This is a genomic window from Lysinibacillus sp. NPDC093216 (assembly GCF_050280325.1).
Classification (GTDB): Bacteria; Bacillota; Bacilli; order Bacillales_A; family Planococcaceae; genus Lysinibacillus.
The window spans coordinates 15245-37672 of the sequence record NZ_JBNNVB010000020.1 but is presented as its reverse complement, the minus strand read 5'-3'; the positions used below and the strand labels follow the sequence as shown (position 1 = coordinate 37672).

20 protein-coding genes and 1 pseudogene are annotated in these 22428 nt (G+C 39.0%); 19 read left to right on the top strand and 2 right to left on the bottom strand.

The features are described from left to right. Positions 1-25: 25 nt before the first annotated feature. The 7 genes and pseudogenes from ACQKOG_RS19165 to ACQKOG_RS19135 all read left to right on the top strand — a co-directional run bounded on the left by ACQKOG_RS19165 (position 26) and on the right by ACQKOG_RS19135 (position 5774). Positions 26-490 carry a hypothetical protein gene (locus tag ACQKOG_RS19165; RefSeq protein WP_427447957.1) on the top strand — a complete coding sequence of 155 codons (465 nt, stop codon included), beginning with the start codon at positions 26-28 and terminating at the stop codon, positions 488-490. A 333-nt stretch (positions 491-823) separates the two neighbouring features. Next, positions 824-1162, top strand: a pseudogene (locus ACQKOG_RS19160) (DnaA N-terminal domain-containing protein); the annotation flags it as partial. Between the two features lie 471 nt (positions 1163-1633). Then, a complete protein-coding gene (locus ACQKOG_RS19155) occupies positions 1634-2017 on the top strand; it encodes a PH domain-containing protein (RefSeq protein WP_370079899.1) in 384 nt (127 codons plus the stop codon). Positions 2018-2366: 349 nt separating this feature from the next. Then, on the top strand, positions 2367-2561 hold the full coding sequence (locus tag ACQKOG_RS19150; protein ID WP_402874122.1) for a hypothetical protein: 195 nt from the start codon (positions 2367-2369) through the stop codon (positions 2559-2561). A 113-nt stretch (positions 2562-2674) separates the two neighbouring features. After that, positions 2675-2956: a hypothetical protein gene (locus tag ACQKOG_RS19145; protein WP_427447955.1), complete on the top strand. Its 282-nt coding sequence runs from the start codon at positions 2675-2677 to the stop codon at positions 2954-2956. A gap of 528 nt (positions 2957-3484) precedes the next feature. Further along, a complete protein-coding gene (locus ACQKOG_RS19140; RefSeq protein WP_427447953.1) occupies positions 3485-5056 on the top strand; it encodes a DUF342 domain-containing protein in 1572 nt (523 codons plus the stop codon). Continuing rightward, positions 5049-5774 (top strand): glycerophosphodiester phosphodiesterase, encoded by a 726-nt coding sequence (locus ACQKOG_RS19135; RefSeq protein WP_427447951.1) that lies wholly within the window; start codon positions 5049-5051, stop codon positions 5772-5774. The genes ACQKOG_RS19140 and ACQKOG_RS19135 overlap by 8 nt, the downstream gene beginning before the upstream one ends. Before the next feature lie 68 nt (positions 5775-5842). Here the strand turns inward: ACQKOG_RS19135 and ACQKOG_RS19130 are convergent, their stop codons facing one another. Further along, positions 5843-6079 carry a DUF2627 domain-containing protein gene (locus tag ACQKOG_RS19130; protein ID WP_132356638.1) on the bottom strand — a complete coding sequence of 79 codons (237 nt, stop codon included), beginning with the start codon at positions 6077-6079 and terminating at the stop codon, positions 5843-5845. Positions 6080-6380: 301 nt separating this feature from the next. Here ACQKOG_RS19130 and ACQKOG_RS19125 point away from each other — a divergent pair, with 301 nt between their 5' ends. The 10 genes from ACQKOG_RS19125 to ACQKOG_RS19080 all read left to right on the top strand — a co-directional run bounded on the left by ACQKOG_RS19125 (position 6381) and on the right by ACQKOG_RS19080 (position 20091). After that, positions 6381-7475: a Leu/Phe/Val dehydrogenase gene (locus tag ACQKOG_RS19125; protein ID WP_427448003.1), complete on the top strand. Its 1095-nt coding sequence runs from the start codon at positions 6381-6383 to the stop codon at positions 7473-7475. 167 nt (positions 7476-7642) lie between these two features. Beyond that, complete coding sequence (lpdA, locus tag ACQKOG_RS19120) at positions 7643-9070, top strand: dihydrolipoyl dehydrogenase (protein ID WP_427447949.1); 1428 nt, start codon at positions 7643-7645, stop codon at positions 9068-9070. 46 nt (positions 9071-9116) lie between these two features. Then, on the top strand, positions 9117-10133 hold the full coding sequence (locus ACQKOG_RS19115; RefSeq protein WP_370081636.1) for a thiamine pyrophosphate-dependent dehydrogenase E1 component subunit alpha: 1017 nt from the start codon (positions 9117-9119) through the stop codon (positions 10131-10133). After that, complete coding sequence (locus ACQKOG_RS19110) at positions 10133-11116, top strand: alpha-ketoacid dehydrogenase subunit beta (protein ID WP_142507157.1); 984 nt, start codon at positions 10133-10135, stop codon at positions 11114-11116. The genes ACQKOG_RS19115 and ACQKOG_RS19110 overlap by 1 nt, the downstream gene beginning before the upstream one ends. Before the next feature lie 377 nt (positions 11117-11493). Then, positions 11494-12837, top strand: coding sequence for a dihydrolipoamide acetyltransferase family protein (locus ACQKOG_RS19105; RefSeq protein ID WP_427447946.1), 1344 nt, complete (start codon positions 11494-11496; stop codon positions 12835-12837). 132 nt (positions 12838-12969) lie between these two features. Next, entirely contained in the window at positions 12970-14667 is a 1698-nt protein-coding gene (locus ACQKOG_RS19100) for a methylmalonyl-CoA mutase family protein (protein WP_427447944.1), read from the top strand. Continuing rightward, positions 14664-16817, top strand: coding sequence for a methylmalonyl-CoA mutase (scpA, locus tag ACQKOG_RS19095; RefSeq protein WP_415732146.1), 2154 nt, complete (start codon positions 14664-14666; stop codon positions 16815-16817). The genes ACQKOG_RS19100 and scpA overlap by 4 nt, the downstream gene beginning before the upstream one ends. Beyond that, the gene (gene meaB, locus ACQKOG_RS19090; RefSeq protein WP_370081643.1) at positions 16817-17914 is read left to right on the top strand and encodes a methylmalonyl Co-A mutase-associated GTPase MeaB; all 1098 of its coding nucleotides are present in this window, start codon (positions 16817-16819) and stop codon (positions 17912-17914) included. The genes scpA and meaB overlap by 1 nt, the downstream gene beginning before the upstream one ends. Positions 17915-18104: 190 nt before the next feature. Beyond that, positions 18105-18545, top strand: a complete 441-nt coding sequence (locus tag ACQKOG_RS19085; RefSeq protein ID WP_370081645.1) for a BrxA/BrxB family bacilliredoxin — start codon at positions 18105-18107, stop codon at positions 18543-18545. Positions 18546-19113: 568 nt separating this feature from the next. Beyond that, complete coding sequence (locus ACQKOG_RS19080; protein ID WP_370081647.1) at positions 19114-20091, top strand: aromatic acid exporter family protein; 978 nt, start codon at positions 19114-19116, stop codon at positions 20089-20091. Positions 20092-20111: 20 nt separating this feature from the next. Here ACQKOG_RS19080 and prli42 read toward each other — a convergent pair whose 3' ends face one another. Further along, entirely contained in the window at positions 20112-20207 is a 96-nt protein-coding gene (prli42, locus tag ACQKOG_RS19075) for a stressosome-associated protein Prli42 (RefSeq protein WP_370081649.1), read from the bottom strand. A 125-nt stretch (positions 20208-20332) separates the two neighbouring features. On the opposite strand from prli42, the gene mce reads away from it, so the two are divergent. Beyond that, positions 20333-20746, top strand: coding sequence for a methylmalonyl-CoA epimerase (gene mce, locus ACQKOG_RS19070; protein ID WP_337989624.1), 414 nt, complete (start codon positions 20333-20335; stop codon positions 20744-20746). 5 nt (positions 20747-20751) lie between these two features. Further along, positions 20752-22299 (top strand): acyl-CoA carboxylase subunit beta, encoded by a 1548-nt coding sequence (locus ACQKOG_RS19065; RefSeq protein ID WP_402874137.1) that lies wholly within the window; start codon positions 20752-20754, stop codon positions 22297-22299. The last annotated feature ends 129 nt before the right edge of the window (positions 22300-22428 follow it).

Sequence of the window (22428 nt, the reverse complement as noted above, 5' to 3'; positions counted from 1 at the left end):
GACTTATGATTAAGGATGATCTGATTTGAAGGAAATTGTAATTTGTAACAGTATTGGTTCTTATAGTGGAGCATTAACTCGCGGAAAAGAATATGTGGTCATAGAGGAGAATAAGGAAAAAGAGCAGATAAGGATAGTTGGCGATAACAACCGAACAAGGTGGTATAAAAAATATTATTTTGTTCCACACGGGACTACTGTTCCTGTTTTGGATAAATGGAAATTTGATGATGAAATAATTGATTCAAGTGAAAAATCTTTAGAACATATTGAAGTGACTTTTACCTTTAGCGATGGTCAAAGGCGATGGTGTTCGATTTGCACTAAACAAGGCCTAAAGGATTATGTGGAACGGAATATGGATGGGAATGTTCTTCTTATAGAAAATCAAATTATTGTAAAGGATTTTTCGTACGAAATAGTAAATAGAGCTTTTTTCGATTTAGACCAGCAAAATGAATTATTAAATGCAAGTCTGTTATACAACTAAAATAAAGAGCCTAGACAAAGCTGATTCGGACGCAATTATGCCGAGGCATAATTGATGAGAAATAATAAGGTATCATACATAAATTAAGGAGTAGCCAAAATGACAAACGAAACTGAAAAAACAATAATCGAAATGCTACAAGAATTGAAAGCCGAAATGGCTGAAATGAAGCAAGACATGAATCAACGCTTTGACAAAGTGGACAAACGTTTTGATAACGTTGAAAAGAATTTTAATTTCTTAGCCGAAGAACTAGGAAAGCAAAATATGGTTATTAACAGCCCAAAAATGTTTGAAGAACCTGCAAAGCAAAAAGCTGAAGTAGAAGGACAAATGCCAGATGAGATTCTTAATTTAAAGAGCGCAGTAAAGATTAGTAGCTTTGAAAATTTAGAAGAATTATGGAATATTATCCTGGCTCAAGTTGAACAAAAAATTTCTAAACCAAGCTTCGAAACGTGGTTTAAGTCTACAAAATTACTGTCTTACAATGGAAGTAGTTCAACTGTGGCGATTGCTGCACCAAATTCGTTTGCTCGAGATTGGCTTGAGAATCATTATAGTCATTTGATTACAGGTATAGTAGGGGCGCTTACAGGCGAAGATTTGCTTATTGAGTTTGTTGTTCAAAAAAACCACGATTCAGACGATTTCGATCTGCCAGCGCGGATTAACTAAGCAAAAAGGCAGTGGGCACTGAATAACTTAAGGATTACTAAAATTATAGTAACTAATTATGGTTTTCTCAATTCTATTAAGTGTCGAAAGTGTAGCATGGAATCGTGGCAATTATGAATCAACATGAAGCGAGCTAATCGGTATATCGAAGCTGAGCTTTGTTCTAGCGGAGATTGACCTGTAAATCTAATTTAAATAACGTAGCGAAAATTATAACGCCTTTTTAGACAGTTTGCGCTGACTGTTTGAGAGGGCGTATTTTTATTGTCTAAAAATCGAAATTGAACGTATATGTTGGATTTTTCTGTAAAAATCTAAAAGTGCTTACTTTTTTAATTCACCTAACCTGAGTTTTATGCTAATGCACTCAGTTTTAAAGGTTAACTGCAGCAGATTTACATTGAATTTATGGAAAAATAATCACATATTTTATATGGAGAATGGACATTTGAAGGGGGAATTAAGATGGGCTTATTTGATGGGATAATAGGTAATGCAAGTGAAGTAAATCTAGAAAAATTACGGGAAGAAGTTAAAGATTTATTAACACCTCATGAAACAATTAAGCATGCCTATAAAATTATAAGAGACACTTTTATTTTTACGGATAAAAGACTTATCTTAATCGATAAACAAGGAGTAACTGGGAAGAAAACGCAATATCATTCAATTCCATATAAGAGTATTCTTCATTTTTCAGTTGAAACTGCGGGAACGTTTGATTTAGATGCAGAGTTGAAAATTTGGGTTTCAGGTAGTGAATTACCGATTCAGAAAAACTTTAATAAATCAACTAACATTTATAAAATTCAAAGTGTGTTAGCGGAATATGTATTAGGAAAGGCATAAAATTAATTTCTTTCAGCAATTGTTTTGTGTAACGAAAGCGAAGCGGCAGTTACAAATGTTTTGTGTAACGAAAGCGAAGCGGCAGTTACAAATGTTTTGTGTAACGTAAGTGAACGGCAGTTACAATTGTTTTGTGTAGCGAAAGCGAAGCGTCAGCAACAACACACGACTGAGTGATCAACATTTTGTTGCTGCCGCTACGTTAGCACTACGCTTTCGCGCAAAAAACATTTGCAGAGCACAAAGCCGATTCCATACCCAATTATGCCGAGGCATAATTGATCGGTCAAAAATACTGTTGATCGTTTATCTTTGCTTAAACGTATATAATTATATTGGGTGATAACATATGAAAAGCGTAAACTTACAGCTTGACGAAAATAATTCGTTAGAAATAACGCAGATAGAAGAAAATTTATTTGAGGTGCGACTTGGAATTAATGGAAGCATTAGTGTGTACTATATGACACGTGAACAACTCCTTAATTTTGATCAATTAGGCGCTCATATTCGCATTGAGGCTATTCTAGAGGATGATCTGTAAACATATTTCAACTCTATTCGAAACCTATATTAGTAGTTGATAAATGTTTTACAAGACATATTCACAGAAGTGAGCTTCAGGAAGCCCACTTCTTCAGAGGTGGGGGGAATGAAGTGCATTTTTCTTTAGCCAGTCAGTATAACCATGTGACGGATCGTTATGAAAAGAAAAAACTGTATCAACGTTGGAGTCAAATTGGGAGTCATCCCGTACAACGAGATTTATATAGTGCGTTTTTACTGATGAATAGTGATCCAAATTTACAACAAACTAATCAAGACTTATGCAAGAAAACATTTCCTACCTTTTTAGAGTTACACAATCAACATATAGAAGACTTGAAACAAGTAAAGAAAACATTCCCTCCTAGCATGGGTATCAATCAAATCAAGTGAGGGGGTATTCCCCTGTAGGTAGCGCTACCTGCCTTCGTTAAAACTTATCGCCAACACAACATCGGTTGTGTAAATAAGAAAGTCTTATGGAACAGAAGATAAATCAAAGATGTTGTACACAGGACATGGCAACACCATCTGTGGAGAGCTTTGTAACGCTTCTCTCAAGTACATAAGAACCCCACTGCTTTAGCTGTGGGAGTAGTCAGTTAGTATTGAAGGCCTAATGTATGTTTGTGAAAATTATGACAGATACATTATGTATTATTTTAATTTATTAAAGATTTTGTGAATTTCCTGATTAATAACAGTGGGATTTGTCCGATTAATGAAGGTAGATTTTCGAATCTGAGTAAAAACATACCTTTCTATAGTATAAATCGACTAATTTTGATGTGAAAATTAAAAGAAAATATGAATGTATTGCTTACAAAGTATGGGTAAAATCTTTCTTGGTAGTGACAATTGTCTCTAAACAAATGTAAATAGATTGTATATACTTACAGTTAGAGGGAAGGAGGAGGTAACTTGATTCTAGTTCGTAATGATAAATTCGAAATAACCGAAGAAAATGGCAAGGTCTATATGCTTACTTACAGTGCCGGTTATCCATTAAAAGAATTTGATAGTATTTTACGTAGTCATCCCCGACTTAAATTATCAAATTTTTCAATATTAAAAAATGTCTTAGCAACAGAAAATACTAGCCCTGTTGAAATTGGACGCTGGCTTCCAAATGTTGAAGCAGAAATTGCACGAGATAAAATGTCTGCCTCAATATTTGTATACGAAACACACGATTATATACTAGAGAATAAAGAGAAATTAACTCAACAAATTCTGGAAACAATCGAGAACGAAGGAATTGATCATGGAATATTAGATTTTGATATTTCTAAAATTGATCCAGGAAAAGCATTTTTAATTGCACAAGGAACACCACCTGTAGCAGGAACAGATGCACAAATTACATACTTACCTAAACCGGAGAGAAAGCCAGTAATTCGCGAAGATGGGAAAGCTGATTATTATGACATGAACTTTATTTCTGAAATTTCAGAAGGTTCTTGGCTAGGTGAAAAAGTCCCTGCGACATTAGGTAAACCAGGAAAAAATGTACTAGGCGAAATTATGGCTGCTGTACCAGGTCGTGATTCTCCTATACGATACGATAAAAAATCAGCTTATGAAGTGGAAGAGGATGGGAAAACTGTCATCCGTTCTAAAATAGCTGGTGTATTAGATGATGTCAAAGGCATGATCGGTGTTAATAGACATTTGCCAATTAATGGGGACGTTGGCGTTGAAACAGGGAATCTCGAATTTAATGGCTCATTAAGCATTAAAGGAACAGTTACATCAGGCTATACAGTCATTGCTACTGGAGATATTTCCATCGAGGGTGCTGAAGGTGTAAGCGGTGCCAAACTTATTAAATCCATTGAAGGCGACGTTTATATTCGTGGAGGGATTTTTGGTTTAGGCTCAACTATTGTAGAAGCAGGCGGCAATATTTTCGTTAAGCATGTCAATGAAGCAAATCTAGTTGCAGCTGACAGCATTCATATAGGATTTTATTCATTAGGATCACAGCTCTCTGCGCATTCGATTTTTGTGGACGAACGAAAAGGGAAAATTATTGGGGGCCGTGCAGTAGCTAAGAATACAATAGTCACTGCCATCTCAGGAAATCGTTTAGAGCGTCGAACGGACTTAATCATTGAAAGCGTTAATAAACAGGAAAGATACTCTATTATGCAAGAGAGGGCTGCACAGCTTAAGTCGCTACAATCAGAAATCTCTGAGCACGAGGGAAAAATTAAAAGCATATTGCCTTTCCTTGATAAAATGTCTAAGGAACAGATAGCTACATTTGAGGAAACAAAACAAAGCTTAACAAAATTGAAAGCGGATGCAGTAGCAATCGATCGTGAGGTTAAGCTAATAATGGATGAAATGCGTCATGCTGGAAAAGAAGAAATTATTGTGACGAAGGAAGCTCATCCTGGTACCTATATTCAAATTGGCAAAAAATCATCCTTATTAAGTAAGATGACAAACGGTAAATTTCTTATTGAATTTGGTGAGTTAAATGTCTAGGGAATCGTTCATTCCTGTATTTGCACATCGTGGGGCTTCAGCGTATACACTTGAAAATACTTTGAAGGCTTTTGAAAAGGCTTTAGAGCTAGGAGCAGATGGGATCGAATTAGATATCCAGCTTTCAAAAGAAGGTATTCCGGTTGTGTATCATGATCCACAGCTGTCAAGATTGGTTGGCATCAATAAGCATGTGAACGAATGTACGATAGAGGAGCTAGTAAGCTTTAAACTTGGGAAGCCTTGGAGGCGATTATTTTCAACGAATAAAATCCCGACGTTTGACGTAGTTTTAGCTTGGGCAAATTCACAACAGCTACCCCTTAATATCGAATTAAAATCAACAATTCTAGATAATAAAAGCGCACTTATTCAAATGCTTCAAGGGCTTACTTTGCCAGTTGGCAGTCATTTTTCATCGTTTCACTATGAGCTTCTGGAGATTGTGAAACAATATAAGCCGGACTATGAAACAGCACTTATAGCAACAAAAAAATTAAAATGGGATTTGCTTAGTGATTACAAAGCTATTGACAGTGTTCATATGCATAAAAGGTATTATAAACCAAGATATTTAGAGGCCTGTGTAGCGAGTAATAAAGCATGTCGTTTTTATGCAATAGATGGGGATGAAACATTTTTATTGAATCCGCATCCTTCTGTAATTGGTTGGATTACTGATTTTCCTGATAAAGTAATTGCGAAACAGCAACGTTAATCATTCTGATGAATGAAGATAAAAATAGCTATCCAATAAGTCATTTGGACTTAAAAGGATAGCTATTTTTATTTTTTTTGGAAGCGTGGAGCCACTTTTCCATTTTTTCGATCGCGGTGGAGTAAGAATCCTGCGAAAAAGCCAAAGCCTATAACAAAGAGAATAATGCCAACGACGAATTGTAGCCATAAAAATGGGAAAGGTGAGATGAGCTTTCCAAATAATGTATCACGCATAAATTTAATGCCACCTGCAGCCATAAGACCTGGAATAAGCATTACAATAAATGCAGCTAAACGAGCCATGCATGTCCCCCCTTATTCCTAATTTTAATTGTACCTGTGGATATTGGAATGTCAAGGAAGCTATGTAACTGGAGTACCCAACAACTAGTAAAGACATACTAGATCAGTTGTAACTGAATGTTTAGAAAATTCTTAATTAAATAAGAAAGTGTAATAATAGTTGATAAATTGTGAAATTGTGAGTATTGTAAAAATAAATGGAGCATTATTATCCATTGTTAAACAATTTTTGAACATTTATTATACTGAATTGGAATGGGCATTTGGGGATGCACTTTCTAAAGCAAAGGGGCGAGTTTTCATGGAAATCTTCAAGTATATGGAAAAGTATGATTATGAACAATTGGTATTTTGCCAAGATGAAGCATCAGGGTTAAAAGCGATTATCGCTATCCATGACACAACACTTGGGCCAGCACTAGGCGGGGCACGTATGTGGACATATGCATCAGAAGAAAATGCGATCGAGGATGCATTACGTTTAGCACGAGGGATGACCTATAAAAATGCTGCAGCTGGTTTAAACCTAGGCGGAGGAAAAACGGTCATTATCGGTGACCCATTTAAAGATAAAAATGAAGAAATGTTCCGTGCACTAGGACGTTTCATCCAAGGGCTTAATGGTCGCTATATTACGGCAGAAGACGTTGGTACAACAGTGACAGATATGGATTTAATGCATGAGGAAACAAATTATGTAACGGGAATATCTCCGGCTTTTGGTTCATCAGGAAACCCATCTCCAGTAACTGCTTACGGGGTATACCGTGGTATAAAAGCATCGGCAAAAGAAGCGTTTGGATCTGATTCACTAGAGGGGCGTACTATTTCTGTACAAGGTCTGGGCAATGTAGCCTACAAGCTTTGCGAATATTTACATAATGAAGGTGCAAAACTTGTTGTTACAGATATTAATCAAGCGGCAATTGATCGAGTTGTGAATGATTTTGGTGCGACTGCTGTGGCACCAGAGGAAATCTATTCACAGGAAGTTGATATTTTCTCACCTTGTGCATTAGGAGCGATTTTAAATGATGAAACGATTCCGCAACTAAAAGCAAAGGTTGTCGCAGGTTCTGCTAATAACCAGCTACAAGATTCTCGCCATGGTGATTATTTACATGAATTAGGGCTAGTGTACGCACCTGATTATGTGATTAATGCAGGTGGAGTAATAAATGTAGCTGATGAATTATACGGATATAACCGTGAGCGTGCGATGAAGCGTGTTGAAGGCATTTATGATAGTATCGAAAAAATCTTCGAGATTTCTAAACGTGATGGTATACCGACATATGTTGCAGCTAATCGTTTAGCAGAAGAACGTATCGCTCGAGTATCGAAGTCTCGTAGCCAATTCTTAAAAAATGAAAAAAATATTTTACACGGTCGTTAAGAACCGATTATTCGTTGAGAGAAGTCGCATTGTCGACTTCTTCTAACTTTATAGTAAATTAATAGATTTAATAGTTTAAATGAATTTAAACGGCAAGGACAGATCACTTATCTTAGGTACCAAAGGGACAAGATGCTTTAGCATTTTTCTCATAAGGGGGAATCCATATGGCTCAAAATTATGATGTTGTCATTTTAGGCGGAGGTACAGGTGGCTATGTTGCAGCAATTCGAGCTGCACAGCTGGGCTTAAAAACAGCTATTGTTGAACGTGAGCGCCTAGGTGGAACATGCTTGCATAAAGGCTGTATACCGAGTAAGGCCTTACTTCGAAGTGCAGAAGTGTATCGTATGGCAAATAAAACAGCTGCTGAATATGGTGTTGATATTGAAGGCGTTACATTGCAATTCGACAAAGTGCAGGCGAGAAAGCAAACGATTGTTGAGCAATTGAGCCAAGGTGTGAATACACTGATGAAAAAGGGCAAAATAGACGTTTATCAGGGAACAGGGCGAATTTTAGGACCTTCTATTTTCTCACCAATGCCTGGCACTATTTCAGTTGAAATGAATAATGGCGATGAAAATGAAATGCTAGTTCCAACAAATGTGGTCATTGCCACCGGGTCAAAGCCAAGAGGAATGGCCGGACTAACGGTTGATGGTAAATATGTGATGAACTCTGATCATGCGTTGGAAATGGAAAATTTGCCAAAGTCATTGTTAATTGTCGGCGGAGGAGTTATTGGAATTGAATGGGCCTCGATGCTTTGTGATTTTGGGGTTTACGTAACGGTCATTGAATATGGGCCATCCATTTTACCAGCAGAGGATGCAGACATTGTAAAAGAAGTAACCAAGCAGCTTGAAAAAAGAGGTGTCCGCATTGTGACTAACGCCCGCTTAGATACGGGGACCTTTAAAATTGAAAATGATAACGTTTTCATTTCTGCAAAAGTCGATGATAAGGATGAATTATTTGAGGCTGATAAACTATTGCTTTGTGTTGGACGTGAAGCAAATACACAAGGTATCGGATTAGAAAATACTGAAATAGAAGTTGAAAATGGGTTTATCAAAGTCAATGATTCGTATCAAACGAAGGAATCACATATGTATGCCATAGGGGATGTTATCGGTGGCTTACAATTAGCTCATGTTGCTTCGCATGAAGGGGTATCTGCGATTGAGCATATTGCAACGGGTAAAACAGAGGCACTTGATGTTCTAAATGTACCAAAATGCGTTTATTCTTACCCTGAGGTTGCAAGTATTGGCTTAACAGAGAGTGCTGCTCGAGAGCAAGGTTATTCATTGAAGGTTGGTAAGTTTCCATTCAAGGCGATTGGAAAAGCGCTAGTTAATGGAGAGACAGATGGCTTTGTGAAAATGATTGCCGATGAAGAAACGAATGATATATTGGGTATTCATATGGTAGGACCACATGTGACAGATTTGATTGGAGAAGCATCGCTTGCTAAATTATTGGATGCAACGCCGTGGGAAATTAGTCAGGCCATTCATCCACATCCGTCACTAAATGAGGTACTAGCGGAATCAGCGTTAGCAGTGGATAATCGCGCCATTCATTTTTAATTTCTCTTTTGGTAGCGAAAGTGAAACGTCGGGAAGGGGTGTTCGTATGCAAGGTGTTCAAATTAAGCATGAGGATTTAGGTTTATCAAAAGAAGATGTACTTGCAATGTTCGAAACGATGTTAATGGCGAGAAGACTAGATGAACGTATGTGGTTATTAAACCGTTCTGGTAAAATTCCGTTTGTTATTTCTTGTCAGGGACAGGAGGCAGCACAAGTAGGGGCAGCCTTTGCTCTTGATCATAATAGAGATTATATTGCACCTTACTATCGAGATATGGGAGTTGTTTTACATTTTGGCATGACACCAAGAGAATTGATGTTATCCGCATTTGCTAAAGCAGAGGATCCAAACTCGGGTGGGCGTCAAATGCCAGGTCACTTCGGACATAAGAAAAATCGTATTCTAACAGGCTCTTCGCCAGTTACTACACAAGTTCCACATGCGGTGGGAGTTGCTCTAGCAGGTCGTCTACAAAAAGAAGATTTTATTACTTTTGTTACGCTTGGTGAAGGTTCTTCTAACCAAGGTGATTTCCATGAAGGTGCGAATTTCGCAGGCGTGCATAAGCTGCCAGTAATTATAATGGTAGAAAATAATCAATATGCAATTTCTGTGCCTGTAGAACGTCAATTAGGCTGTGCAAAAGTATCAGATCGCGGTATTGGCTATGGTATGCCAGGTGTTACGGTTGATGGAAAATGTCCGTTACAAGTTTATAAGGTTGTGAAAGAAGCAGCTGATCGCGCACGTAGTGGTGAAGGTCCAAGTTTAATAGAAACAGTGACTTATCGCTTAACGGCTCATTCTTCGGATGATGATGATCGTCAATATCGAACTGCCGAGGATATAGCAGAAGGAAAGGCAAAGGATCCAATTTTGTTGTTTGAAAAGTACCTTATGGATGCAGGAGTTATGACAGAAAAACTACGTGCTGAAATAGAAGAACGTGTCATGGCAGAGGTGAATGAAGCAACAGATTATGCAGAAGCTGCTCCGTATGCAACAGCAGAGCATGCTTTGAAATACGTGTATGCACCAGTGGACGGAGGTGATGTGTAATGGCAGTGATGTCTTATATTGATGCGATTACATTAGCGATGAAGGAAGAGATGGAACGTGATGAGCGTGTTTTCATTTTAGGAGAGGACGTTGGTCGCAAAGGCGGGGTTTTCAAAGCAACAGCAGGTCTTTACGAGCAATTTGGTGAACATCGTGTACTTGACACGCCACTTGCTGAGAGTGCAATTGCAGGTGTTGGTATTGGTGCTGCAATGTATGGGATGCGCCCGATTGCCGAGATGCAATTCGCTGATTTCATCATGCCTGCCGTTAATCAAATTGTTTCTGAAGCAGCAAAAATCCGCTATCGTTCAAATAATGACTGGTCTTGCCCAATGGTTATACGAGCACCATTTGGCGGCGGTATTCACGGAGCGCTCTATCATTCGCAGTCTGTAGAGGCACTTTTTGCAGGAACACCAGGATTGAAAATTGTTATACCATCAACACCGTATGATGCAAAAGGCTTGTTAAAAGCAGCGATCCGAGATGAGGATCCAGTACTGTTTTTTGAGCATAAGCGTGCATATCGACTCATTAAAGGTGAAGTCCCTGTCGACGATTATACATTGCCCATTGGTAAGGCAGATGTTAAGCGGGAAGGGGAAGACGTTACTGTCATTACGTATGGTTTAGCTGTCCATTTTGCATTACAAGCGGCCGAGCGCCTAGCAGCAGATGGTATTTCAGCGCATATTCTTGACCTACGCACGGTATATCCACTTGATAAAGAAGCGATCATTGAAGCGGCTAGTAAAACAGGTAAAGTTTTACTAGTTACCGAGGATAATAAAGAAGGTAGCATTATGAGTGAGGTTGCAGCAATTATTGCAGAGCATTGTTTATTTGAGCTCGATGCACCAATTCAGCGCCTTGCAGGACCAGATGTTCCAGCTATGCCGTATGCACCAACGATGGAAAAATATTTTATGATCAACCCTGATAAAGTAGAGCGTGCGATGCGAGAACTTGCAGCATTCTAATATAGAAGAGCTTAAAAGTTTATATCTCGGGCGGATCTACAAAATTTGACTGGAAGTAAAACGTTATCTACTCATTGTAGTAAATAGAAGCTTATGAAAAGTTAAAATCCGTGTGATTGTTTATCTACGCGTCATAGCCTAAAGCTTATAAATATCACAGGTATTTTAAGACTCTTCATAGAAAGTTTGGGATGACATTTCTTAAAACGTTATGTCATGTATATAAGTTGATTGGAGTGGAGACTGGACGCCCCCAGGAAAGCGTCCGGTCGGAACGGAAATCAACCCCCACTTTATTGTGATGAGTTTATTATAAATATGATAGTAATTTGATAGATACAAATACACCTAGGCATAATTGATGGGGGGAATAGATGATGGCTATTCAAAATATTACAATGCCACAGCTCGGCGAAAGTGTAACAGAAGGTACGATTGAAAAATGGCTTGTCAAGCCAGGTGATACGGTAAAAAAATATGATCCATTAGCAGAAGTTGTAACAGATAAAGTTAATGCAGAAATCCCGTCTTCTTTTGAAGGAGTCATTACAGAGCTACTTGCAGAGGAAGGGCAAACGTTACCAGTTGGTACAGTCGTTTGTTCCGTTGAAATAGCAGGCGACAGTGAGTTACCACCTCCGCCTCCGCCGAAAAAATCAGCGGTAAGTACAGCAATTTTAAATGCAGGTGTACAAAAGAAACAGGAGGCTCAGCAGCCAACTACAGCAACAGTAGCCCCACAAAAAACAGTTCGACAGGATAAAGTGCGTTATTCACCAGCTGTTCTTCGACTTGCACAAGAGTATGAAATTGCACTTGATCAAATCACAGGTACTGGTGAAGGGGGACGTATAACAAGGAAAGACCTAATGAAACTGATTGAAGCAGGAAATGTGCCAACTTCTCTAGTGGAAACACCGCCTGCAATCGATTCAGCCGTTCCGCAGTCAGTACCTGTTGTGGCACCAGCATCACAGGAAAATACTAAACCAGCCACACCGACACAACCAATTCAAGCAGGCGATATTGAAATTCCGGTAACAAAGGTGCGCCGTGCTATTGCCAATAATATGGTACGAAGCGTCCATGAAGTGCCACATGCATGGATGATGATGGAAGTAGATGTTACAGATTTAGTAACATATCGTGATAGCATTAAGACAGAGTTTAAGCAAAAAGAAGGCTTTAATATAACGTATTTTGCTTTCTTCGTAAAAGCAGTTGCTCAAGCTCTGAAGGAATTCCCGATGATGAATTCCATGTGGGCAGAAGATAAAATCATCCAAAAACATGACATAAATATTTCCATTGCAGTCGCAACAGATGATGCACTATTTGTTCCTGTTATAAAACACGCTGATGAAAAGTCAATTAAAGGTATTGCCAAGGAAATTCATGAGCTTGCAGTGAAAGTTCGTGCCGGAAAACTAACGATGGATGATATACAAGGTGGTACATTTACGGTTAATAATACGGGTGCATTCGGCTCTGTACAGTCGATGGGCATCATTAATTACCCACAAGCAGCTATCCTCCAAGTGGAAAGTATTGTAAAAAAACCGGTTGTTTTACCGGGCGGAATGTTCGCTGCACGAGATATTGTGAATTTATGTTTATCTTTAGATCATCGCGTTCTTGATGGACTTGTTTGTGGTAAATTCCTCAATAGAGTAAAAGAAATACTCGAAAATGCAAATAAATCTTCGACGTCAGTCTACTGATGACTTCTCGGAAACCTGTTATATAACGGTTTCCGATTTTTTTTTGCTTTTCGAGTCGCAATTTGTCATGTAGAATAACAAATAGAAACTACTAAGGGGGGAAGCTGATTAAGCGTCCGCATGTCAAACAACATGAAAAATATTGAATTTGAAAAGCCGTCCTATTCAGAATGGCAAGATGCAGCAATCAAGGCTTTAAAAGGGAAATCATTCGAGTCTCTTTTAACGAAAACAAGTGAAGGTATTACATTAGAACCTCTTTACACCCAAGAAAGTTTAGTAGCAAAACTTGGTGAAGAACTTGATAAACAAGTTGCTACAATCCGTTCCCTACAAAATAACGAAGCATTTCGAGTGGCACAGCAAGTATATGCTGAAACAAGCGAGGCATTTTTTGCACAGCTTGATGATAGCTTAGCTCGAGGCAATGAAGTAGTAACAGTTGATAGCCGTGTGAATTTTGAATGGACTGAAGAAGTATTGGCACAATTAGCGACTTATTTCTCTGAATATTCGTTTAAAATTACGGTTGAAAATTCAAATGACCCATTATTAGCAGTGTTCGACAAAATAGCAATTGATCAGCGAGAAGCTGTAAAAGGTTTCATCGTATCGAAATACCCTATCTCTATCACTTTAAATAATTTCCCGAGCGTGCGCTCAATCGGTGCGGACACGACGGTTTATCATAATGAAGGAGCAAACGCAGTACAAGAGTTAGCATATGCACTTGCATTAGCCGCAAAATACGCAAATCAAGAAGAAAGCTTTGAAGCGTTCGCGAAGAAATTTTATGTATCCTTTGCAGTGGATACACAGTTCTTTACAGAAATTGCAAAACTCCGTGCTTTTAAAGTACTTTGGAAAGCGTTCTCATCCGCATATGGAGTATCTAATGGCGTAAAAGTTCCAACTATTGCTGAAACATCATTAAGAAGCTTCTCGAAGCTGGATGTATATGTAAACTTATTACGTTCAGCGAATGAAGCTCTTTCAGGCTTAATTGGCGGTGCGGATGTCTTTACAGTTCACCCTCATGATGCATTAACGAAGCCAACCGATCAATCAGTTCGTATTGCACGTAATGTATCGTTAATCTTAAAAGAAGAAACAAATGTTTTAAAAGTTATAGATCCAGCTGGTGGCGCTTACTTTATTGAGTCATTAACAGCAGATTTTGTGAAAGAAGCTTGGGCATTATTCTTAGAAATTGAAGCAGCTGGAGGCATCGACGCTTACACTGTATCTGGAAAGCTTATGGAGGAACTAGAAAAATCCTATCAAGCTCGTATCAAAGCGGTACAAACGCGTAAGCAATCATTAATAGGTACAAATATTTATGCTAATCCAGCAGATGTGCTTGAAAGCGAAACAAACCTAGCGTTCGCAGAAATTAAGCGAATTGCTAAACCTTTTGAGGAATTACGTGCGGTAATGACTGCGGCAAATGTGCAAACGGGAATCTTATCATTAGGTACACTTAAAAGCTCAAAACCACGTGCTGATTTCGTGTCAGGTTTCTTAAACACTGTAGGTCTAGTTCCAGAAAAAAGCGAACCAGTTGCTACGGCTGAAGAAGCATTAGCTTGGTTAAACGCTACAGAAGCAACATATGTGGTAATTGCAGGTAATGATGACGATACAAAAGAATTAGTACAAGCAATTTTAGCAGGCAAACCAGCTAACGTCATTGTTGACGTTGCAGGTAAATTTAAAGACGAAGAAGAAGCTTGGTTAGCAAATGGCTTAAACGGCTTTATTTTCGCAGGACAGAACATCATCGAAAAATTAAACTCAGTGTTCGCTAGCATGAAGGAGGTCCAACGATGAGCAAGCCAAATTTTAGTGCAGTTGAAATCGAAAAAGTTTTAGCAGCAGAAGCTCCTCAAGCGTCAGAAGAAAAATTCATGACCAATGAAGGAATCGAAATTAAAGATATATACACAAAAGAAGATATTAAAGAGGCAAAACATTTAAATGATGTAGCAGGTATTGCGCCAAATACGCGCGGTCCATACCCTACTATGTATGTAGCTCGTCCTTGGACTGTTCGCCAATATGCAGGTTTCTCAACAGCTGAAGAATCAAATGCATTCTACAAGCGTAATCTAGCGATGGGTCAAAAAGGTCTTTCTGTTGCCTTTGACTTAGCAACTCACCGTGGCTATGACTCAGATCATCCTCGTGTAACAGGGGATGTTGGTAAAGCTGGCGTAGCGATTGACTCTGTAGAAGATATGAAGATTTTATTCGACCAAATTCCTTTGGATCAAATGTCAGTTTCTATGACAATGAATGGCGCTGTATTACCAGTTCTTGCATTCTATATCGTTGCTGCTGAAGAGCAAGGCGTTACACCAGAGCAATTAGCGGGTACGATTCAAAACGATATTTTAAAAGAATACATGGTTCGTAACACATATATTTATCCACCAGCAATGTCGATGAAAATTATTGCAGACATTTTTGAATATACAGCGAAATATATGCCGAAATTTAACTCAATTTCGATCTCTGGTTACCATATTCAAGAAGCGGGAGCAACAAATGACATTGAGCTTGCTTATACATTAGCAGATGGTCTTGAATATGTTCGTACAGGGCTAAAAGCTGGAATCGATATTGATGCCTTTGCACCGCGTTTATCATTCTTCTGGGCAATCGGTATGAACTATTATATGGAAGTTGCAAAAATGCGTGCTGCACGCCGAATTTGGGCACAAATGATGTCAACGTTTAATCCTAAAAATCCTAAGACATTAGCACTTCGTACACACTCACAAACATCTGGTTGGTCTTTAACAGAGCAGGATCCATTTAATAATGTGGCACGTACACTATTCGAAGCGAATGCGTCTTCAATGGGGCATACACAATCCCTGCATACTAATGCACTTGATGAAGCGATTGCGCTACCAACTGATTTCTCTGCACGTATTGCACGTAATACACAGCTGTTCCTACAAGAAGAAACAGCAATGACAAAGGTTATTGATCCATGGGGCGGTTCATACTATGTGGAAAAATTAACAGACGAAATTACAAAATCTGCGTGGGCATTAATTGAAGAAATCGAAGAACTTGGCGGCATGGCGAAAGCGATTGAAACAGGTCTTCCGAAAATGAAAGTCGAGGAAGCTGCGGCAAAACGTCAAGCGAAAATCGACTCTAAAACAGAAACAATCGTTGGTGTAAATAAATATCGTTTAGAAAAAGAAGAACCTATCGACATTCTTGACATTGATAATACATTAGTTCGTCAAAAGCAAATTGAACGTTTAGAAGCAATGAAGGCAGCTCGTGATGAGGCAGAAGTACAAAAACATCTAGCTCGATTAACGAAAGCGGCGCAAGATGGTGAAGAAAACTTATTAGCAATAGCGGTTGATGCAGCGCGTGCTCGTGCTTCTTTAGGTGAAATCTCTGATGCAATCGAAGTTGTTTCAGGTCGCCATAAGGCAGTAATTCGTTCAATCTCTGGCGTTTACTCTGCAAACTTCTCAGATGAAGAGCAAATTGCTGAAATGAAACAAATGACAGAGGAATTCCTTGAGAATGAAGGTCGTCGCCCACGTATTTTAGTAGCGAAAATGGGACAAGATGGACATGATCGCGGTGCGAAGGTTGTGGCAACGGGATATGCTGACTTAGGTTTTGACGTAGATATTTCACCATTATTTATGACACCTGCTGAAGCAGCTCAAATGGCTGTGGAAAACGATGTTCATGTCATTGGTGTATCTTCATTAGCAGCTGGTCATAAAACGCTAGTTCCTGAATTAGTAGCAGAGTTAGAAAAACTGGGCCGCGAAGATATCATTATTATTGTTGGAGGCGTGATTCCAGCACAAGATTATGACTTCCTTTATGAAGCTGGCGCAGTAGCGATATTTGGACCTGGTACAGTTATTCCTGTATCGGCACAAAAGATTATTGAGGAGATTTACAAACGTTTAGGCTATGAGGAAGTGTCTGAATAATGGACAAAAACAAAGGAATGCCTGAAAGTGCGCTATTTGTTATGGACGGAGTAGAGGCAACTCACGACGGAATGCAATATGGTACACCTAAAAAATTCCGAAAGAAAAAAGCCGACAATGTAAACATACAGGAGCTTGCACGAGAAGTACGTGCAAGCTCTCGTACACACTTGTCAAAAGCCATTACACTCATTGAAAGTTCAAATGCAACACATAAAGTGCAAGCACAAGAACTGCTACAAGAGCTTCTACCACATACAGGAAACAGTGTCCGTATTGGGATCACAGGCGTTCCTGGTGCGGGAAAGAGTTCGTTTATTGAGGCTTTCGGAACGATGCTTTGTGAGATGGGGAAAAAAGTGGCAGTCCTTGCGATTGATCCAAGCTCTTCTTTATCGGGAGGAAGTATTTTAGGCGATAAAACTCGAATGGAGGAGCTCGTGAGAAAGCCTAATGCATTTGTTCGTCCCTCTCCAACAGCAGGTACCCTAGGGGGTGTTCATAAAAAGACACGTGAAACGATGCTTGTTTGTGAAGCGGCTGGCTATGATGTCATTTTAATAGAAACAGTTGGTGTTGGACAAAGTGAAACGTATGTCCGTGGTATGGTTGATTTCTTCTTGCTGTTAGTTTTAACAGGTGCCGGGGACGAGTTACAAGGCATGAAAAAGGGCATTATGGAGTTAGCGGATGCCATTGTTGTTCATAAGGCTGATGGTGATAATGTTCGCCTTGCTAAAAAAACGGTATCTGAGTATAAGCAAATTTTACATTTCTTACAGCCTGCTACTCCAGGTTGGATGTCTACAGCAATGCCGGTAAGCTCATGGGAAAAACGTGGTCTCGACAAAGTATGGAGTACAATAGGGGAGTTCAGACAAATCGTTGAGGCAAATAATTACTGGTCAATTAGACGCCAAAATCAGACGAGAGATTGGTTCCAATCGATGATTACCGACCAATTAATCGATATGTTTTATGGTAATCCAGAACGTAAAGCACAGGTGCAACTTTTAGAACGTCAAATTTTAAATGGACAGCTGACAGTCACGCAAGGTGTAGATCGTTTGTTTAGCGATGAACAATCACAGAAATAATATGATCCTTAATATGAGCAACTAGGTGCACAAATTCGTCACTAACTGCTATGATAGGAGATGTATGTGCGTCGACTATCTAAAGCTAGTAAGTTTAACTTCTTTCAGCTGAAAGAAGTTAAGGCTTCCGGAAGTAATTATGCCGGGGCATGATTGATGATGACGCGAACTTGAAAGGAGCTATCGCTATATGAATATGGATTACGATTTATTTATGCAAGAAATTTTAAAAACAGCACGTGCAGAAATTGAGGGTGCTGGTTATGAGCAGCTTCGCACGCCAGAAGCTGTTGAAGAGGCGTTTGCTCGTCCAGGTACAACATTAGTCATGGTAAACTCAGTATGTGGCTGTGCAGGCGGTATTGCACGTCCAGCAGCAGCACAATCCGTACATTACGATAAACGTCCAGACCATCTTGTAACGGTATTTGCTGGTCAAGATAAAGAAGCAACTGCAGCTGCTCGTTATCACTTCGGTGAAGATCATTTACCATCTTCCCCATCATTTGTGTTATTAAAGGATGGACAAGTAGTAGCAGAAGTTGGACGCTATGAAATTGAGGGACATGACCCAATGTCAGTAGTAACAAACTTACAAGCAAACTTTGAGGAATATTGCGACGAACTTTAATTTTATTCATAGAAATAAAAGAGAAGCTATTCTATAAGTAGGAAGCCCCGCAGTTAGAAAACATCTGCGGAGGCTTACTACTTAGCCATGATAGATGATCCCCGATTTGCATGACTTCATAGATAATCTTCTTTTATATTCAAGATACTAGTCAATTGGCATTCGGAATATTTGAAATATTGGCTAAATAATTCACCTAAAGTTCGAAATGAATAAAATTAACAGGTGTGTTGATTAGAAATATTGGGCATTATTGTGGTGAAACCCATTGTTTTTCTAAAACTATATATTGCGGCTCATCGCTAAAAGTTGTGGGTGACATTTGTAAAAACCTATTCAATGAATATTAGTTGATTGGAGTGGAGGCTGGGCGACTCCTTGGGGAAAAGCGGCTCATCGGACGCCCCCAGGAAGCTTTGCTCTGCGCGAAAGCGAAGCGACAGCAACAAAGCGCCCAGCCGGAACGGAAATCAACCCCACGTTATGGTGATGTGCCTATGTTTGTAGTGATATATAGCCTTCAACACATTTGTAAAATTAGAGTACTGAAAGATAGGAGGCAGTCGACTTGAAGAAGTTTTCAATCGGCTATCGTACATTAAAAACGGCATTTGGTGCAGCAATCGCTATTGCCATTGCCCAATACTTTGAATTAGCTTCTTATGCATCTGCTGGTATTCTAACAATATTATGTGTACAGCCAACGAAGAAAAAATCTCTTCATGCAGCTTATACAAGATTCGTCGCAAGTATTATCGGTATGCTTTATGCATTTTTGAGCTTTGAGCTATTTTCCTATCATCCGCTTACATTAGCATGTATGTTAATTGTTTTTATACCAACAATTGTGTCATTAAAAGTAGCAGACGGCTTTGTCTCAAGTGCAGTAATTATCATGCATATTTATGCAGCAAAAAGCTTTTCATGGGCACTTGTTTCTAATGAATTCGCATTAATGGCAATCGGTTATGGTACAGGAATAGCTATAAATATGTATATGCCAGACATTCAAAAGGAATTAAATTACTATCGAGTTAAAATTGAGGAACTTTACAGTAAGATTTTTTTAGAAATTGCCAACTATTTAAGAGAAGGCGATACATTGTGGGATGGGCAGGAAATTATAGACGCGATAAAAGCATTAAATAGTGCGAAATCCCTAGCGTTTAAAGATGTTGAAAATCATTTTACGAGACGTGAAAATGACTACTACGTGTATTTTGATATGCGTGAACAGCAGCTAGAAATTATCGATAGGGTTCTTCCAAAAATAACGGCACTTCCTGTTATAGTACAAGAGGCAGTGATCGTCGCTGACTTTTTACAAGACCTCGGTGAGCATGTTCATTCAGGAAATACGGCTAGTCATTTTAGGGAGAAGTTAGAGCAAGTAAAGCTAGATTTCGCCCAATTACCTTTGCCAAAAAATCATGAGCAATTTCTAGCACAAGCAGCACTCTATCAATTTCTAGAGGAAATGGATCGATATTTAGAAATTAAGCAGTCTTTCAAGGGGATAAAGGTAAAGAAAGAGCGCCCGCAGTAATGCGGACGCCTAGCTTTTCATTACACAAACATTGATAAGCCGAATGCTAGAGATGAAATTACCATGATTGCAACCATCGTATAAACGACGATTTTTTGAAATTTTTTATTACTCATATGCTCGTTCGCTCCTTCTTTTCTTATAAATAGTTTATCAAATCTGAAAAATTTCTCAAGTAGTAGAGTTTTGACGAAAAAGTCTGTAAAATAGATTATGTACCATAACAGAAGGAGATGTCACCATGGAGAGAGTAGATCATATTGGGATTGCAGTGCGTGATCTTGATGAACGCATTACATATTATACAGAAACTTTAGGCTTAAAGCTGCTGAAAGTGGAAGAGGTAGAATCTCAACAGGTTCGTGTTGCATTCATTGACGCGGGTAATGTAAAAATTGAGTTATTAGAACCGATGAGTGAAAAAAGTACTATTCACGGATACATCGAAAAACGTGGAGAAGGTATTCACCATGTAGCTTTCGGTGTAACAGGTATTCGTGAGCGTATGGCTGAGCTTCGTGAAAAAGGTGTCCGCCTTTTATCTGAAGAGCCAGGACCAGGTGCTGGTGGTGCAGAGGTTGCTTTCATGCATCCAAAATCATCTTTCGGTGTGTTATATGAATTATGCGATAAAAGTGGAAAAGGGGATAAGTGATCAGTATGGATATGTTCGACAAAATTAATGACTTGTATGACCGTAAGACAGTAATTGAACTTGGTGGCGGCTATGAGCGCATCGAGAAGCAACATGATAAAGGCAAATTAACTGCTCGTGAGCGTATTGAATTATTACTAGACGAAGGTACATTTTTCGAGATCAACCCATTCATTACACACCGTACAGTAGACTTTGGCATGGACAAGATGGAAGGTCCTGGTGATGGTGTAGTAACTGGTTTCGGTAAAATTAATGGACGTCCAGTATACTTATTCTCTCAAGATTTCACAGTATTTGGTGGAGCACTTGGTGAAATGCACGCCAAAAAAATGGCAACAGTAATGGATTTAGCCGCAAAAAATGGTACACCATTTATCGGTGTTAATGATTCAGGTGGCGCTCGTATCCAAGAGGGTGTACTTTCACTTGATGGTTATGGTCATATTTTCTATCGTAATGCAATCTACTCTGGGGTAATTCCTCAAATCTCAGTTATCATGGGACCATGTGCTGGTGGGGCGGTATATTCTCCAGCAATTACAGACTTCATTCTAATGGTTGATAAAACATCTCAAATGTTTATTACAGGACCGAAAGTTATTGAAACAGTAACAGGTGAAAAAATCTCTGCTGAAGATTTAGGTGGTTCAAAAGTAAACAACGCTGTAAGTGGTAATGCACACTTCCGCGCACCATCTGAAGAAGAAGCTATTGATCAAATTAAAAAACTATTAAGCTACTTACCACAAAATAATAAAGAAAAAGCTCCTCGTCAAGCACGTCCAGAGGGTGATGACTATCGTCCGGAAATCGTGGATACTGTACCGATCGAAACAACTCGTCCTTATGATGTACGTAAAGTAGTCGAGCAAATAGTGGACGAAGGCTCATTTATGGAAGTTCATGCAGAATTTGCAAAAAACGTAGTAGTTGGTTTTGCGCGAATTGCTGGTGAATCAGTTGGTCTTGTATGTAACCAACCTAAAGTATTAGCTGGTGGGTTAGACATTGACTCTTCAGACAAGGCTGCTCGTTTCATTCGTACTTGTGATGCTTACAATATACCAATTATCACATTTGAAGACGTTTCTGGTTTCTTCCCAGGCGTTAAACAAGAGCATGGCGGTATCATTCGTCACGGAGCGAAAATCCTTTATGCATATTCAGAAGCAACTGTACCAAAAATTACAGTGATTCTGCGTAAAGCATATGGTGGTGCGTACGTTGCTCTTAACTCTAAATCAATTGGGGCAGACTTAGTATTTGCTTGGCCTAACGCAGAAATTGCTGTTATGGGTGCAGCAGGTGCAGCTAACATTATCTTCGCGCGTGAAATTGCAAAATCAGAAGATCCAGAAGCAACACGTGCAGCGAAAATTGAAGAATATAAAGAAAAGTTCGCAAACCCATACGTGGCAGCATCTCGTGGTATGGTAGACGATGTTATCGACCCACGTGATACACGTATTAAGCTAATTCAAGGGCTAGATATGTTATCGAACAAACATGAAACACGTCCAGATAAAAAGCACGGAAACATTCCTCTATAAAAATGTACAAGCCTAGTATCCATGAGGATTACTAGGCTTTTCTTTTTGACTTGAACTAATTTTCGATAATAAAAGATCTATTAAAAATTACAGATAATTGAAACATATCCACGTTTCATCCGTACATAT

Bases quoted from the DNA above. Each gene is read 5' to 3' on its own strand.
- ACQKOG_RS19155 (WP_370079899.1), top strand. From the start codon at position 1,634: ATGGGCTTATTTGATGGGATAATAGGTAATGCAAGTGAAGTAAATCTA.
- ACQKOG_RS19150 (WP_402874122.1), top strand. From the start codon at position 2,367: ATGAAAAGCGTAAACTTACAGCTTGACGAAAATAATTCGTTAGAAATA.
- ACQKOG_RS19135 (WP_427447951.1), top strand. From the start codon at position 5,049: ATGTCTAGGGAATCGTTCATTCCTGTATTTGCACATCGTGGGGCTTCA.
- ACQKOG_RS19130 (WP_132356638.1), bottom strand. From the start codon at position 6,079: ATGGCTCGTTTAGCTGCATTTATTGTAATGCTTATTCCAGGTCTTATG.
- ACQKOG_RS19125 (WP_427448003.1), top strand. From the start codon at position 6,381: ATGGAAATCTTCAAGTATATGGAAAAGTATGATTATGAACAATTGGTA.
- lpdA (WP_427447949.1), top strand. From the start codon at position 7,643: ATGGCTCAAAATTATGATGTTGTCATTTTAGGCGGAGGTACAGGTGGC.
- ACQKOG_RS19115 (WP_370081636.1), top strand. From the start codon at position 9,117: ATGCAAGGTGTTCAAATTAAGCATGAGGATTTAGGTTTATCAAAAGAA.
- ACQKOG_RS19110 (WP_142507157.1), top strand. From the start codon at position 10,133: ATGGCAGTGATGTCTTATATTGATGCGATTACATTAGCGATGAAGGAA.
- ACQKOG_RS19105 (WP_427447946.1), top strand. From the start codon at position 11,494: ATGGCTATTCAAAATATTACAATGCCACAGCTCGGCGAAAGTGTAACA.
- ACQKOG_RS19100 (WP_427447944.1), top strand. From the start codon at position 12,970: ATGAAAAATATTGAATTTGAAAAGCCGTCCTATTCAGAATGGCAAGAT.
- scpA (WP_415732146.1), top strand. From the start codon at position 14,664: ATGAGCAAGCCAAATTTTAGTGCAGTTGAAATCGAAAAAGTTTTAGCA.
- meaB (WP_370081643.1), top strand. From the start codon at position 16,817: ATGGACAAAAACAAAGGAATGCCTGAAAGTGCGCTATTTGTTATGGAC.
- ACQKOG_RS19085 (WP_370081645.1), top strand. From the start codon at position 18,105: ATGAATATGGATTACGATTTATTTATGCAAGAAATTTTAAAAACAGCA.
- prli42 (WP_370081649.1), bottom strand. From the start codon at position 20,207: ATGAGTAATAAAAAATTTCAAAAAATCGTCGTTTATACGATGGTTGCA.
- mce (WP_337989624.1), top strand. From the start codon at position 20,333: ATGGAGAGAGTAGATCATATTGGGATTGCAGTGCGTGATCTTGATGAA.
- ACQKOG_RS19065 (WP_402874137.1), top strand. From the start codon at position 20,752: ATGGATATGTTCGACAAAATTAATGACTTGTATGACCGTAAGACAGTA.